The sequence below is a fragment of the Bacillus stratosphericus genome (genome assembly GCF_020524495.1).
Taxonomy (GTDB): domain Bacteria; phylum Bacillota; class Bacilli; order Bacillales; family Bacillaceae; genus Bacillus; species Bacillus stratosphericus_B.
In genome coordinates this window covers 18,871-33,098 of record NZ_JAIVLB010000032.1, presented here as the reverse complement: position 1 = coordinate 33,098, position 14,228 = coordinate 18,871, and the positions used below count along the sequence as shown (strand labels likewise).

Annotated in this window: 16 protein-coding genes and 1 pseudogene; 2 read left to right on the top strand and 15 right to left on the bottom strand. The window is 42.7% G+C overall.

What is annotated here, in order from left to right:
• Nucleotides 1-78, top strand: a 78-nt coding sequence (locus LC033_RS17330) for an IS3 family transposase (protein ID WP_326849188.1), incomplete at its 5' end; no start/stop codon positions are given.
• 57 nt (nucleotides 79-135) lie between these two features.
• Here LC033_RS17330 and LC033_RS12735 read toward each other — a convergent pair.
• Nucleotides 136-346: pseudogene (locus LC033_RS12735) on the bottom strand (VOC family protein); the annotation flags it as partial.
• 503 nt (nucleotides 347-849) lie between these two features.
• Here LC033_RS12735 and LC033_RS12730 point away from each other — a divergent pair.
• Nucleotides 850-2,175, top strand: coding sequence for an APC family permease (locus tag LC033_RS12730; protein WP_226568991.1), 1,326 nt, complete (start codon nucleotides 850-852; stop codon nucleotides 2,173-2,175).
• Nucleotides 2,176-2,187: 12 nt separating this feature from the next.
• Here LC033_RS12730 and LC033_RS12725 read toward each other — a convergent pair whose 3' ends face one another.
• From LC033_RS12725 to LC033_RS12660, 14 genes are all read right to left on the bottom strand, one after another.
• Nucleotides 2,188-2,517: a bh protein gene (locus LC033_RS12725; protein ID WP_226568989.1), complete on the bottom strand. Its 330-nt coding sequence runs from the start codon at nucleotides 2,515-2,517 to the stop codon at nucleotides 2,188-2,190.
• Between the two features lie 63 nt (nucleotides 2,518-2,580).
• Nucleotides 2,581-3,537 (bottom strand): sugar-binding transcriptional regulator, encoded by a 957-nt coding sequence (locus tag LC033_RS12720; RefSeq protein ID WP_226568986.1) that lies wholly within the window; start codon nucleotides 3,535-3,537, stop codon nucleotides 2,581-2,583.
• A gap of 93 nt (nucleotides 3,538-3,630) precedes the next feature.
• Nucleotides 3,631-4,437 carry an SDR family NAD(P)-dependent oxidoreductase gene (locus LC033_RS12715; protein WP_226568984.1) on the bottom strand — a complete coding sequence of 269 codons (807 nt, stop codon included), beginning with the start codon at nucleotides 4,435-4,437 and terminating at the stop codon, nucleotides 3,631-3,633.
• The gene (locus LC033_RS12710) at nucleotides 4,394-5,089 is read right to left on the bottom strand and encodes an SDR family NAD(P)-dependent oxidoreductase (protein WP_226568982.1); all 696 of its coding nucleotides are present in this window, start codon (nucleotides 5,087-5,089) and stop codon (nucleotides 4,394-4,396) included. Before LC033_RS12710 ends, LC033_RS12715 begins: the two co-directional genes overlap by 44 nt.
• Before the next feature lie 30 nt (nucleotides 5,090-5,119).
• Nucleotides 5,120-6,502 (bottom strand): dihydrolipoyl dehydrogenase, encoded by a 1,383-nt coding sequence (gene lpdA, locus LC033_RS12705; RefSeq protein ID WP_226568980.1) that lies wholly within the window; start codon nucleotides 6,500-6,502, stop codon nucleotides 5,120-5,122.
• 12 nt (nucleotides 6,503-6,514) lie between these two features.
• A complete protein-coding gene (locus LC033_RS12700; protein ID WP_226568978.1) occupies nucleotides 6,515-7,837 on the bottom strand; it encodes a dihydrolipoamide acetyltransferase family protein in 1,323 nt (440 codons plus the stop codon).
• Between the two features lie 18 nt (nucleotides 7,838-7,855).
• Nucleotides 7,856-8,836 carry an alpha-ketoacid dehydrogenase subunit beta gene (locus LC033_RS12695; RefSeq protein ID WP_226568995.1) on the bottom strand — a complete coding sequence of 327 codons (981 nt, stop codon included), beginning with the start codon at nucleotides 8,834-8,836 and terminating at the stop codon, nucleotides 7,856-7,858.
• 31 nt (nucleotides 8,837-8,867) lie between these two features.
• Nucleotides 8,868-9,851, bottom strand: a complete 984-nt coding sequence (locus LC033_RS12690; protein ID WP_226568976.1) for a thiamine pyrophosphate-dependent dehydrogenase E1 component subunit alpha — start codon at nucleotides 9,849-9,851, stop codon at nucleotides 8,868-8,870.
• A gap of 182 nt (nucleotides 9,852-10,033) precedes the next feature.
• A complete protein-coding gene (locus tag LC033_RS12685; protein WP_226568974.1) occupies nucleotides 10,034-11,065 on the bottom strand; it encodes an alcohol dehydrogenase catalytic domain-containing protein in 1,032 nt (343 codons plus the stop codon).
• A complete protein-coding gene (locus LC033_RS12680; protein WP_226568971.1) occupies nucleotides 11,062-11,508 on the bottom strand; it encodes a hypothetical protein in 447 nt (148 codons plus the stop codon). The genes LC033_RS12685 and LC033_RS12680 overlap by 4 nt, the downstream gene beginning before the upstream one ends.
• Before the next feature lie 61 nt (nucleotides 11,509-11,569).
• Entirely contained in the window at nucleotides 11,570-11,848 is a 279-nt protein-coding gene (locus tag LC033_RS12675) for a PTS sugar transporter subunit IIB (RefSeq protein WP_226568969.1), read from the bottom strand.
• Nucleotides 11,849-11,867: 19 nt separating this feature from the next.
• Nucleotides 11,868-13,241, bottom strand: coding sequence for a PTS galactitol transporter subunit IIC (locus tag LC033_RS12670; protein WP_226568967.1), 1,374 nt, complete (start codon nucleotides 13,239-13,241; stop codon nucleotides 11,868-11,870).
• A gap of 46 nt (nucleotides 13,242-13,287) precedes the next feature.
• Nucleotides 13,288-13,755: a PTS sugar transporter subunit IIA gene (locus LC033_RS12665; protein ID WP_226568965.1), complete on the bottom strand. Its 468-nt coding sequence runs from the start codon at nucleotides 13,753-13,755 to the stop codon at nucleotides 13,288-13,290.
• A 273-nt stretch (nucleotides 13,756-14,028) separates the two neighbouring features.
• Nucleotides 14,029-14,187, bottom strand: coding sequence for a hypothetical protein (locus LC033_RS12660; protein WP_226568962.1), 159 nt, complete (start codon nucleotides 14,185-14,187; stop codon nucleotides 14,029-14,031).
• Nucleotides 14,188-14,228 lie beyond the last annotated feature (41 nt).

Here is a 14,228-nt window from a genome sequence, read left to right as displayed (position 1 = left end):
TATTATTATAACAACATTCGTATTCAAACAAAACTAAACAACCAATCACCGATAAACTATCGGCAATTGGCTGTATAAAGGTGTTTTGATCCCTGTCTCAAAAACGGGGGTCAGTCCCCCTCATGAGCTGCTTTTTTATGATGATAATCTTTGTTCGACTTCTGCTCGTTTATGCTCTAAAAATGGCGGAAATGCTAACCGACCAAACTCCTCCACACCTTCGTCCACTGTAAACCCAGGTCCATCTGTTAAAATTTCAAACATAATACCGCTCTCTAAAGTAAAGAGCTTTAAAATAGAAGCGTTCCACGACACCAGAGTTCGTAAAGCCTGCTTTAGATATTTTGTTATGCATTTTTCAAGCTCCTCTGCGTTTGCAACTGTTAATTTAACTGGCCCTAAGCCTCTGATCGCAAATTCTGAAGGAATATCGTCATTCACTGACGGTGATCCTGCCTCAAGTCCGCTTGGTTCTACTGTCAAAAACATCTGCTGCCCTTCTGAACCTGTAAATCGCAAAGTAGGTCTGCCGGTTTATTTTCATTATTCTCACTCCTATTTTAAAATATCTCGAATTCAAGTGCATTTTCAAAAAAAGTCAACCATTTGGCTGCACATGTGCTGGATGTTCGGTTTTCGCTATTTAAATTAACATTGAATCAAAATAAACCTCTTATTGTTCGTTTTTATCACAACATTCATGCTGATATCTCCAATAAACAAATTTTTTCGTAATTAAAATACGAAAATCAGAATTTTTTTTAAATTCTTGTTTTCCTAAAATCGTATTACAATGAATAAAATACATGTCACAGCAACGTATGAAAGTGATGCAGGAGGTCGTTTGTAATGAACAAAGAACAACCAGCATTAAAACAAGATATCGGCTTATTCTTTGCCCTTTCTCTTGTCATCGGGACAATTATTGGGTCAGGCGTATTCATGAAACCAGGCAATGTCCTTTCTTATTCAGGAAGCTCCGACATCGCATTATTTGCTTGGCTGTTAGGTGGAATCTTAACCCTTGCAGGCGGACTAACTGTCGCTGAAATTGGTACACAAATCCCGCGAACCGGCGGCCTGTATGCTTATCTTGAAGAAGTGTATGGTGAGTTTTGGGGCTATCTATGCGGCTGGGTGCAAATTATCATTTACGGACCTGCCATTATTGGCGCTCTCGGTCTTTATTTTGGTTCCTTATTAGCCAATTTATTTTCCCTTTCTTCTTTATGGTCTACAATCATTGGCATTATCACGGTTCTTTTTTTATGTTTGATCAACATTATGGGGACAAAGTACGGCGGGTTTATCCAAGGTCTGACCACGATCGGAAAGCTTGTCCCGATTGCCGCGATTATTGTGTTTGGCTTATGGAAAGGAAATGAACACATCTTTACAGCTGTGAATGATAGTATTGCACAGATGAACTTCGGCGCAGCGATTCTGGCTACTTTGTTTGCCTATGATGGCTGGATTTTGCTTGCAGCTCTCGGCGGGGAAATGAAAAATCCGGAGAAACTGCTCCCTCGTGCAATGGCAGGTGGTATTTTAATTGTCACCGCTTGTTATCTCTTTATTAATGTTGCCCTTTTGCATGTATTACCAGCTGATCAAATCGTTCAGTTAGGTGAAAATGCGACGAGCACTGCTGCAACCATGCTATTTGGTCCAATTGGCGGGAAAATTATTAGTATCGGCATCATCATTAGCATCTTTGGCTGTTTGAATGGAAAGGTTCTTTCTTTCCCCCGGGTTATTTTTGCCATGGCAGAACGAAAGCAAATTCCGTTTGCTAAAGCCATTTCACGAATACACCCTACCTTTCAAACACCTTGGGTGGCTGTATTTGTGCAGATTTTGATTGCCATTGTGTTTATGATCGTCAGTAATCCAGAGAAGCTGTCAGAGGTTTCGATTTTCATGATTTATATCTTTTATGTGATGGCCTTTTTCGCTGTATTTAAGCTAAGAAAGCAAAACATCGGAATGAAGCGCGCTTATAGCGTACCACTTTACCCGCTGACACCGATCATTGCAATTATCGGCTCTTTATTCGTCTTAATCAGCACGATGATCACGGATTGGAAAAGCTGTCTGATCTCCATGCTAATCGGAATGGCTGGACTGCCAATTTATTACTATATGAAAAAAGCACAAAATAAAGCAGAGCGCTAAACAGCCTCTGCTTTATTTTTTATATTGTTTGATCACTTTATATGATTCGTTTAAATACCTTATGAGCCGGTACGGCTTACTTAGTACACGGATGGGGAGCCTCGAAATAAAACCATTCAAATTGGTCTTATATTCCTGGGTCATCCGTTTTGGCTTTGTCGCAATTTTTTCGTATACTTCTTTGTAAAATTCCTTCATGATGTCGACTTGCACACTGATCTTCTGATGACACTCTGTACACTCAACGCTTTTCATCTGATCATTCACATAAACGATGCTGTGGAGGGTCTCTTCTAGGCACCGAGTACAGTGTAGGTTTGCTTCCATTTCGGTTTTCTTCAAGATACACAGCTCCTTTCTCGTTTAGTGTTGCTGTTTTGATACAATACGATGGCCGCTTGTCGTTTATTGGACTGATGCTTCCTTTAAAATGGCTGCTGCAGTCAGTTCATCGGTCACCAGCACTTGGATAAAACCGCCATTTAAAGCCCCTAAAATACTTTCTGCTTTATGGGTTCCTTCCACAACGGCAATGACTTTCTTGACGCTCTTTAATTGTTCTAGCGATAACCCAATGACCTTTTGGTTCAGTTCATCTTGGACAGGTTTTCCTTCTCCATCAAAGAAGCGAAAGCCAATATCACCAACAGCGCCTGATTGTCTTAGACCAGATAAATCCTCTTCTTTTAAATAACCGACTGTTTTTAATGTAGAGCCTTTATGCGGATTTCCAATACCTATGAGGGCAATATCCACATTTCTACCTTCTTTAAGGACAGCTTCTATGTCCTGCATCGCCATGAGCCGTTCCTTTAATTCTTCTGTTTCCAAAATCGCAGGTGCATATAAATAGGAACACGAGCCATTCATCTTCTTTGCCAGCTCATATGCCAGCTGATTGGCATGAATGTCGACCGCCTGCCTGCCCATCCCGCCCTCTAAAGGGATGACTTTGACTTCGTTTCTTCGTTCAAACGGATATTCCTTCACAAGTTCAGCAAGCGTAGTGCCCCAAGAAATGCCGATTTTCTCAGCGCCTTTCATTTTTTTGGATAGGTAATAAGCGCCTGCTTGGCCGACTGCTCGCTTGACAAGCTCAGACATTGTCCCGACACTTGGGACAACGACAGCATCTGTTAATTGAAAGGTCGTTTCTAGCTGCTTTTCGAGTTCCACCGTATGAATGCTTTCATCCTTAATGTATACTTCAACGATTCCAACATCTTTTGCTTTTTGTAGAAGCTTTGAAATGACTGGTCGTGAAACATTTAGCTTTTTTGCAATTTCCTGCTGCGTCCATCCGTCTGTATAATAAAGATGAGCAACCTTGACGAGCTGTCGTCTTTCTTCCCAATTCAGCATGTGACATCACCCTTTTAATATACTATGATTACCAGTATACCAAACATTCGTTTTCGATTGGAACAATTGTTATGAAAATGACAAAAAAAGCGATCAACTCTCCGCTTTTTTTTCCTCGGTATATTTCGGCTGATACGTTCTCCCGCCGTCTAACAGGATAATCTGTCCGTGCAAATAGCTTCCCTCGTCGTTTGTGAGAAATAAAGTAAGACCTGCGATATCCTCAGGTTGCCCTAATCTCCCAATTGGAATGAGCGCTTGAAGTTGCCTTTTTTCCTCCTCAGTAGGATAAAGAGTATCAAGCATTTGAGATTCAATGACACGCGGTGCAATGACGTTAATGCGTACATGATATGAGCCTAATTCCTTTACGAGCGAACGCATCAGGCCAAAAGCACCTGCTTTTGACGTGTAATACTGAATACCACCCCCAGAGCCTGTTATCGCTGATCCCGAACCGATGATAACAATACTGCCTTCTTGCCGCTCACATAGATAGGGTGCCAAGGCTTTGATGCAATAAAAAAGACCATATAAATTCACAGCCAGTGTTTTTTTCCAAAGTGAAAAATCAACTTCTAAAAAAGGAAGTGACTTTGTCATCCCTGCTGAATACACAAGATGATGAATGCCGCCTAGCTCCCTTTCAGCTGCTGACATCAGCTGCTGAACACTTTCCCACGATGAAACGTCAGCTTGAAAAGTCAGTAGCTGAGGATGCTGCTTTTTTAATCGCGAAAGACCCTGATCATCTATATCTGACACAGCAACACGATGCCCCTCTTTTAAAAAACGCTCGGCAACTTCTCGCCCGATCCCTTGAGCACCACCAACAATGAGAACTGGTTTTCGATCATTAGCCAGCGCTCTCACCCCCGTCGAGCATAATCGCTGCTCCATCTGTAAATGAACCATACGATGTACTTAAAAAAACCGTCATATGAGCGACAGTCTCCTTGATTTGCTCTGTGTCATCAATCAAATGGAAAGGAGGCGGTAATAGTGCCAGCACCCGAATGCCTTTGTCTTTAAATTCTCGCGCTAAACCTTTTGTCATGGCATTCAACATACTATTCGATGTAGCATGTGAGATCCCGCCATCACCTGTTATACTGCCTGAAGAAGATATATTAATGATGCAGCCTTGCTTATGGTCAACCATATGCCATACAGCGGCTTGACTGGAAAGAAAGACTGTATTCACCGCCGATTCCACATCATCCACCCATACATCAGGGCTTACGCTGGCAAGCTGCGAGCTCACTTTTTGATCTCCTTGATTGACCAAAATATCAAGCTTGCCGCATGTATTAATCACTTGCCTCATCATGCGCGTGGCATCACGTGGTGTCTCAAGTGGATTCATGATGATACTCGCTTTGCCTCCCTTTTTTTGAATTTCTTCACCTATAATGTTTGCCTTTGATTCGTCATGAAAGGTGTGTATAAAAACATGTGCACCTGCCCGGGCTAAAGCCAGGCAGATGGCTTCTCCAAATCCATATGTGCTACCTGTCACAAGTGCCGCTTTCTGATGAAGCTGGACGTTCATTGTATCTCCTCCCTACTCCTTGTTTGACATTTATTTTCTCAGCTTACTCACGATATGAAGAGCTGCTTCATAAAAGCCTTCTGAGATGGTTGGATGTGGATGAATCATTTTAGCCATCTCTTCAGCTGTTCCTTCTAAGTACATAAATGAGGAAGCTTCTGATATCATCTCTGTTACGTGTGGACCAACCATAGTGGCGCCAATCACTTCGCCATATGTCGTATCGTACACCAATTTAATAAAGCCTGTCTGAACACCTGCTGCCAATGCTTTTCCGCATGCTGTTAAATCGAATCGTTCTATTTGAACGTTAAGCCCTTCCGCTTTTGCCTCTTTCTCTGTCAGCCCAACGCTCGCCACCTCTGGTAATGTATAAATACATCTAGGTACGATATCGGAATTCATTTTTTCAGGTTCGCCGCATATATTGCTGACTGCAACGGCTGCCTCTGCCATCGCCGCATGAGCGAGCTGATAACCGCCGGCGACATCGCCAACTGCATATACACCTTCAGCACTTGTCTGCATCTGGTCGTTTACTTTGATAAAAGGGCCATCCAACTGAAGGTCAAGCTGGCTTACAGATGATACATTCGGTCTTCTTCCTACACTAACAAGCAGTCTTTCAGCTGTAAAGATATGAGTCTTCCCTTTATCATCTGTTGCATGAACCGCTTTGATCCCTTCGCTTTCTGTTACCTCTGTCACAGTTGTTTTTTTCGCGATATGGATGCCTTTTTTCTTCAACTCTCTTTCTAGCAATTTAGATGCTTCTTCATCCTCTAGCGGAATAATGGACGGTGCCGCTTCAATAATGGTCACTTTTGATTGAAGACTCTGGAAGATGCATGCCAGCTCAAGACCAATCACACCTCCGCCAATAATGACAACAGAAGCAGGGATATCTGGGATGTCAAAGATCATATCACTTGTATCAAATTGAATCTCTTTTAGCCCCGGAATTGGCGGAATGGCAGGTGAAGATCCGGTTGCAATGATCAGTGCTTTTGTTTCAATCGATTCTGAACCATCTTGTTTTTCAATGTCAATGCGATGCTTTGTAACAGCAGTGCCTCTGCCGTTATATACATCAATCTTTCCTTGCTTCAATAAAAAGGCAATTCCGTCCCTGAGTTTTTCAATGACGGCATCTTTACGCTTTCTCATTTTTGCGAAGGAAAGAACCATCTCACCTGTTTCAATTCCCCAGCTTTTCGCCTTCTCAATTGATTCAATAACTTCTGCATGTTTGAGCAGTGTCTTTGAAGGGATGCAGCCTCGATTTAAACAAGTACCTCCTAGAAAATCCTCTTCAATCAATGCGACCTTAAGTCCACGCTCAGCTGCTTGAAGGGCGGCAGTATACCCGCCAGGCCCTCCGCCAATGACTAACAGATCATACGTTTTTGTCATCCGATTCATCTCCTACATTAGCAATTCAAATGGTTGTTCAAGTACTTTTTTGAGGTCTGTTAAAAAGGCCGCCGCTGGTGTACCATCTATCACTCGGTGATCAAAAGATAAACTGACACCCATCATTGGCCGCACATGAATTTCTCCGTCTATCACAACAGGTTTTTCTTGAATGCGTCCAACACCTAAAATCGCCACTTCTGGCTGATTAATAATTGGGGTAAAGGTATCAATGGCATACATACCTAAGTTACTAATGGTAAATGTGGACCCTTTCAGCTGATCTGGTAAAAGTTTTTGGTCACGTGCGTTTTGTCCAATTTCCTTTGCCTCTTTTGTCAGCTGTTTTAACCCTTTTTGATTTGCATGAGAAATGACCGGAACCATTAAGCCGTCTTTCACAGCAACAGCAAGACCTATGTGCACATCCTCATGGAAATGGAGCTCATTTTGTTCAAACGTCATATTGATTTGCGGGTGGCTTGTAAGGACGCTACTAACCGCATGAATGATGATTTCAGTAAACGACAATCTGTAGCCTGTCTCTTTTTCAATGGCCGGCAATAGCTGCTTGCGCATTTCTTTCGCTTTTGTCATATCGATTTCACTTGTTAATGTGACGTGCGCCGCTGTAAAAGCACTTTGTGACATGCGATCTGCGATCACTTTTCTCATGCCAGCTAGTTTTTGTGTTTTTACTGGAGTAGAGTCTGGTGTGTTTACAGTTGCTGCTTTCACATCTCTTTTCATCATTTTTCCGTGTGCACCAGATCCAGCAACATTCGCTAAATCGATTCCTTCACGAGCAGCCACTTTTCTTGCAAGCGGTGATACTCGCTGATCTTTCTCACTAGTATTGACGACAGCCTCGACATCCCGCTTTTGAATTCTGCCTTTTGGTCCTGTGCCATATATCTCGTGAATCGCCACATGGTGATCTTTTGCCGTTTTTCTCGCCGCGGGCGTTGCACGTACTTTTTCATCAGAAGTTTTTTCGACTTCAGTAAAAGCGGATAAGGCAGATTGTGGTGACGATCCGCTGTCTTCTGAGGATTCTCCATCTGCCTGTGCAGGCGGCTCGCTTGGCACCTTTTCATCTGCCTCTCCGATGTACCCAATGACAGCGTTAACTGGAATTTGATCATCTGCTTCATAGTATTTCTTCAGAAAAACGCCATCATCATAGGCTTCAACCTCGATATTGATCTTGTCTGTCATAATTTCAAAAAGAGACTCACCGATTTCAACCGAATCTCCTTCTTCTTTAAACCATTGAAGCAAGGTGCCGATTTCCATCGTACTGCTTAGCTTCGGCATAAATATCTCTTTTGGCATGACCTTCTCCCCCTTTATTTAAGAGCGTACGAGCTCTTTTGCTGCTTCAATAATATCTGGCACTTGTGGAATGACGGCTTTTTCCAGCGTTGGGTTGTAAGGTATTGGTACGGCAAGACCACCAAGTCGTTTAATAGGAGCATCTAAATAATCGAAGGCTTCACTTTCTGCTATCATACTCGCAATCTCTCCGGCGTAGCCGCCTCGTTTGACCGCCTCATGGACAACGATACATTTACCCGTTTTCTTTACAGATTCGATAATGGTTTCTTCATCTAATGGGACGAGTGTTCGTGGATCAATGATTTCAACATCGATTCCTTCTGCTTCTAATTCCTTCGCCGCTTCCAATGCTTTGTGCACCATAATGGCTGTTGCTACAATCGTGACATCCTTCCCGCTTCTTTTCACATCCGCTTTCCCTAAAGGAATCGAATACTTCTCTTCTGGCACTTCACTGATTGTTTTATATAAAAGCTTATGTTCGTAGAAAATGACAGGGTTGTCATCATCCATCGCCGCTTTTAAAAGTCCTTTTGCATCATAAGCCGTTGAAGGCTGGACAACCTTTAGTCCTGGGATATGAGCCATCCACGCTTCTAAACTTTGTGAGTGCTGGGCTGCTGCACCCGTTCCAGAGCCTGCTGGTGTTCTTACAACGAGCGGCACCTTCCCTTTTCCGCCAAACATGTAACGTGTTTTCGCTGCTTGGTTGACAAGCTGATCCATGGCGATGGTGATAAAGTCAGAGAATTGTAGTTCTAAGATCGGACGCATGCCTGTCAAAGCAGCTCCGACTGCGCCCCCTGCGATGGCCGCCTCTGAGATCGGCGTATTGCGCACGCGTTCTGGACCGAATTCTTCAATCATGCCACGCGTGACCCCAAAAGCACCTCCGTATACACCTATATCCTCACCTAAAATGAAGACATCTTGATTTTCTCTCATTTCCTGACTCATAGCCTCTCGAACGGCTTCTAAATATGAAATCTCTCTCACTGTTGTTTTTGTCACGTGATTCCCCTCCTAATTAGGCGTATACATCCTCTAATAGTGTGCCAATGGATGGTTCTTTACTGCTTTTAGCAAATTCAACAGATGCTTCGATCTCCTGTTTCGCTTCTTCCTGTAAGCTTGCTGCCTGCTCTTCTGTCAGAACATTTAGATCAATTAAGAGAGACTTAAAGCGTTTGATTCCGTCTTTTTGTCTCCATTCTGTCTCTTCTTCACGTGTACGGTATTTTTTCGCATCACTTTTTGAGTGACCCTTCCAGCGATACGTTTTCATTTCAATGAGTGATGGACCTTCTCCAGCTCTTGCACGACTCACCGCCTCATCTACTGTGTTCATGATCTCGATCATGTCATTTCCATCTACAGTTTTTCCTGGCATGCCGTAGCTCTCTGCTCTTGTTGAAATATCTTCAATGTTGATCATTTCTTTCACTGGGCCAGACATGCCGTATTGGTTGTTTTCACAAATAAACACAACAGGTAAATCCCAAATGGATGCAAGGTTTAACGCTTCATGGAAGCTTCCTTCATTTGTCGCACCGTCTCCGAAGAAACAAAGAACAACAAAGCCTTCCTGCTTCATCTTAGATGTCAGCGCCGCGCCCGTTGCAAGTGGGATACCACCGCCAACAATTCCATTTGCCCCAAGGTTTCCTTTTTCTAAGTCGGCAATATGCATAGAGCCGCCTTTTCCTTTGCAATAGCCGGTTTCACGTCCAAACAGCTCGGCCATCATTTTATTGACCTCTGCACCTTTCGCAATACAGTGACCATGTCCACGGTGGGTGCTGACAATCTTATCTTCATCCTTTAACACGGCAATAGATCCAACAGCCGACGCTTCCTGTCCAACACATAAATGGGTTGTTCCGTGGATTAATCCTTTTGCAAAGAACTGATCGACCTTCTCATCAAAATATCTAACTAACCACATTTGTTTATATAAATCTGCTAATGTCTCATGACTAATCTGTTCAGGAATAATGATTTGTTTTTGCATTTCTTCTCTCCTTTTTTACATTTGTTCTTATATATTACATTTGTAATTATCATATGTTTAACTCTCATTGAAGTCAAGCATTTCCGTTTATTTTTAAGCGTTTTCATCTTTCATCAGAAAAAAAGAGAAAGGCAAAGCCCTTTTCCAAAGACCTTCTCTTCCTCTCTCAACCTCTTACATTTTCATTCATCTGGATACATCATGATTTTGACGCTCTTCCCTTCTGGATGCCTCGCACATTCTATCGCCTGAAGCAGCTGACTTAACGGGTAACGATGCGTCACCATTTTTTCTGTGTGAACCACCTTCGCCTTCAGAAGTCCAAGCGCTTCACTATAGTGATACGGATGCGAAGAATACGCTCCCACTACTTTGACTTCATCATGGAAAAATCGCTCAGCCGGAATGGAGACAGTCCCCTTTGGAAAATGAGCAAACACCAAAATCGTTCCGCCTCTCGCTACAGCTTGAAACGCCTCTTTTAAAAGCGCACTGCTCCCAACAGAAATAATGACGAGGTCTACTCCCTTTCCATCTGTTTCTTTCATGACACGGTTTTCCACTGGCTCAAATTCTGGATGAAAAGCGACGTCAGCTCCTAAATTTCTCGCTTGAAGTAGCCGGTTCTCATTCACATCCGTTATCATCACTTTTCCAGCCAGACCATATTTGGCGAGCTGTAATTGAATGCAGCCAATTTGCCCTGCTCCAAGGATCAGCACAGAATCTCCTGGATGAACAGGCGCTCGTTCAAATCCATGCAGGCAGCAAGCAACTGCTTCGACCATCGCCCCTTGCTCATATGAAACACCGTGCGGGAGCTTGCCCATTGTATGCTTGACATGTAAAGAAGAAACACGAATATATTCTGAAAAACCGCCCGGCTCTACATTTGTTGCTCCAAACTGCGGACACATTGTATAAAATCCTCTTTGACAAAAGTCACATGTGAAACAAGGGACATGATGCGCCACATACACCCTGTCTCCCGTTTGAACATGTGTTACATTACGGCCCGTTTCAACAATATCACCAGCGATTTCATGTCCTAGTACAGTTCCAGGAGGTACCGTCTCATATGTTGCTTTGTAAATATCCGTACCGCATAAGCCGCAGGCACGCATCCTCAATAGGACTTCATCATCACCAATAGCAGGCCGCTTCCGCTCCTCATAACGAATGTCATCTGAAGAATAAAAGACAGCTGATTTCATGTCGCTGCATCCTCCTTTTCATCACACTTCGCAAGGTCCTGTAAGGTTTGAACAAGTTGCTTGTACTCACTCATCTCACTTGAGATCCAGTAGCGTCCGCCGAATATTCGCGTGGCCCCAACTCTGACATATACTTTCCCGATATGAGGATACGGCTTTAAAAACAATTTTCCTTTGATATCGGACACAGCATATGTGTGCCATCTACCAAAAGCACCTAGCTTCAGCTCATCCTTACTAATGATGACGTTCGTTGGCTGATTCAGTCCCGTGATGCTAGAAAGCATGAGGATAGGCAGCGTATAAACACCCAACACAGCTAACGGCTCAGGCCCTGCCGACATTAATGTATAAAGAGACCAGAGAAAAAACACACATATTAACAAGGCTGGAAGAAAAATAGAAAACACTGCAGACGTTCGACTATAAGTATGCTGTTGCATCAGACATCCTCCTTTCAGATATATAGAAGGAGCCTTAAACGCTCCTTCACGCAAACATTGTTTACTTAATGTGATCAATGATTTTTTCAATATCATCTTCAATGCCAAATCCGGTTAAAAAAGATAACGTTTGAATCACAGGCGTACCTTTTGTATCACTGACTGGCGTTGTGGTCACAATTAAATCGGCACCCTCTGCTTTTTGCGGTACCTCAGATGCCTTACATTGTTCAACCACGACATCGTAGCCTTTTTCCTTTAACGTGTCTTCTACCTTTTTCGCGACAACCGTTGACGTAGCAACTGCCGTGCCGCACGATACCAATATTTTCTTTGCCATAAAAAAACCTCCAGCTCATTTATTGTTCTTTCTGATCTAAACCCATTTCTTTTGCATACTGCTTCTTAATATCATTTCGCACCCAGTACCAAAGAAGCCCATAAGCAAATGCACAGATAATCGCTGCAATAAAGTAAGGATTACTCGGATCAAGAAGTCTCACCATGATCCAAGGAATGACGTGAGAACCAAGGTCAATACCAGAAATCATGTTTGCCCCTTCTGGGAAATCAAATCCAACGGCTTTCCCCATTGTGGTCGCAAGTGGTGCGAGGTTCGTTGCGATAAAGAAGACGATCATTATTGTTAAAATACTGTTAATGAGGCCGCGAATAATATTTCCACGAGCGGCTGCTACTGCCCATACAACCGTAAATGGCAGAACCGATAAATCCGCAAATGGCAGCATGCCATTGTACGGAAGAACAACAGCGAGCAAAATCGTGATTGGCACCATCAAAAGGGCTACGGCCATATTCGCCGGGTGACCGATAACAATCGCAGTATCTAATCCAATGTAGACGTTTTTACCAGGGAAACGCTTTTGAATATAAGAACGAGCACCCTCAGAGATGGGAATGAGCCCTTCCATTAATAAGGCGACCATTCTTGGCATTAACACAAGAACTGCTGCCATTTGAATCCCAAGGGTCATGACGCCTTTCGCATCATAGCCGCCAAGAAGACCAATAAGAATACCAAGTACGAGACCCATCACAAGCGGTTCGCCAAAAATGCCAAAACGTTTCTTCAGTGTTTCTGGATCAGCATGAATTTTGTTTAAGCCAGGAATTTTATCAATCACGCGGTTTGACGCATACATGAGCGGTGCGAAGTTGACCGTTTCAGCGTGCGCCATTGATACGCCTTTTAATCCGAAGTGGTGTTCAATCGTCGGCGCTGTCCAATCAGCTAATTTCAGCGTAATAGCAGAGACGATCAAGCCAACTGCAAGGGCTAAGAACATATTATGATAAGCGTAGTAAGTAACAGAAGCTGCGAAAATCAAATGCCAAAAATTCCAAATATCTACATTCAATGTTTTTGTAAAATTAACGGACAATAAGATGACATTTAACAAAAGCACAAGAGGAATCATCAAAGGGGCAACGGGTGTACCAAAGGAAATTGCGGCTCCAATCGGCCAGCCGACATCCAAAATATCGAGCTTTAACCCAAGGGAATTGACCATGGCTTTTGCCGCAGGCCCAAGACCACTCACAAGTAAATTAATGACAAGGTTGACACCGACAAATCCAATTCCGATCGTAATACCGGATCGGAAGGATTTTTTAAAGCCCTGCCGCAAGATCATACCGAAAATCGTCATAATAATTGGGAGCATAATAGTTGGTCCAAGATCTAATATAAAATCGACTGCTTGCTTGATCATACATCCACCTCCTGAATTTTTGGATAAAACGCTTACATTTAAAAGATTACTGGTTTAATTCTTGTTGAAGTAATTCAACGGCTTCTTCATACGATGTCAAGTGAGATAGCTTTGTCATAATCTCTTCTTTTCTGAAAAACGTCATAAGCTTCTCTAACATCACAAGCTGTTTACTAGGTTCAGTGATTGCAAGAACAAACACAATTTTGGCTTCCACTGTTTCATCAGGGTTTCCCATCTTATGAAAAATGACGGACTCCTTTAAAGTCGCTACACTGATCGCCGGATGGTTGACATGTTCAGGATCTGTATGCGGAATTGCCACTCCAAAGGTCGCAAGAGGCAGGCCTGTAGGATATGTTTTTTCTCTTTCAAGCACAGCTGGTAAAAAGCTCGATTTAATATACCCTCCAGCTTCTAACCGTTTTGCTAAACTTGCTGTCACCTCCTCTCGTGAAGATGCCTCGTACTGCAACTGAATTAGCTGCTTATCTAACTCAAACAAGTTGTTCAAACAACCACCTCTTTCTTTTGATTTAAATATGAACACATGTAACAAAAAGGAAGAACATTTTAAAACAGAATCTTTTTATAAAGCGCTTACAAATATCTATTTGTGAAAATGTTCAATATAGTTACCTTTGTAAAAATATTATAATATTCAAAATTATAAGTCAATATCCCAAAAATATTTTATGAAAAAGACGCAGCCCATGCTGCATCCTCCCATTCGAAATCTCTACACCTCTTGTTATCTCTAAAAATTCAGAGACATAGAGATTGTCGTTTACTCTGCCATTTCTTGCTTTGTCCCTATCTGATCAATTTTTCCATTATTTATGACCACAACACGAACAGCAATATCGGACGTTTCTTCATAATCTTTTGTCACAAAGATGCCGTCATTTGAAATTCTTGATGGAATTTTTTCAGCCAATGCCTTCATTCTTTCATCACCTTCGTATCTAGAGAGCCAAGAGGTTCATC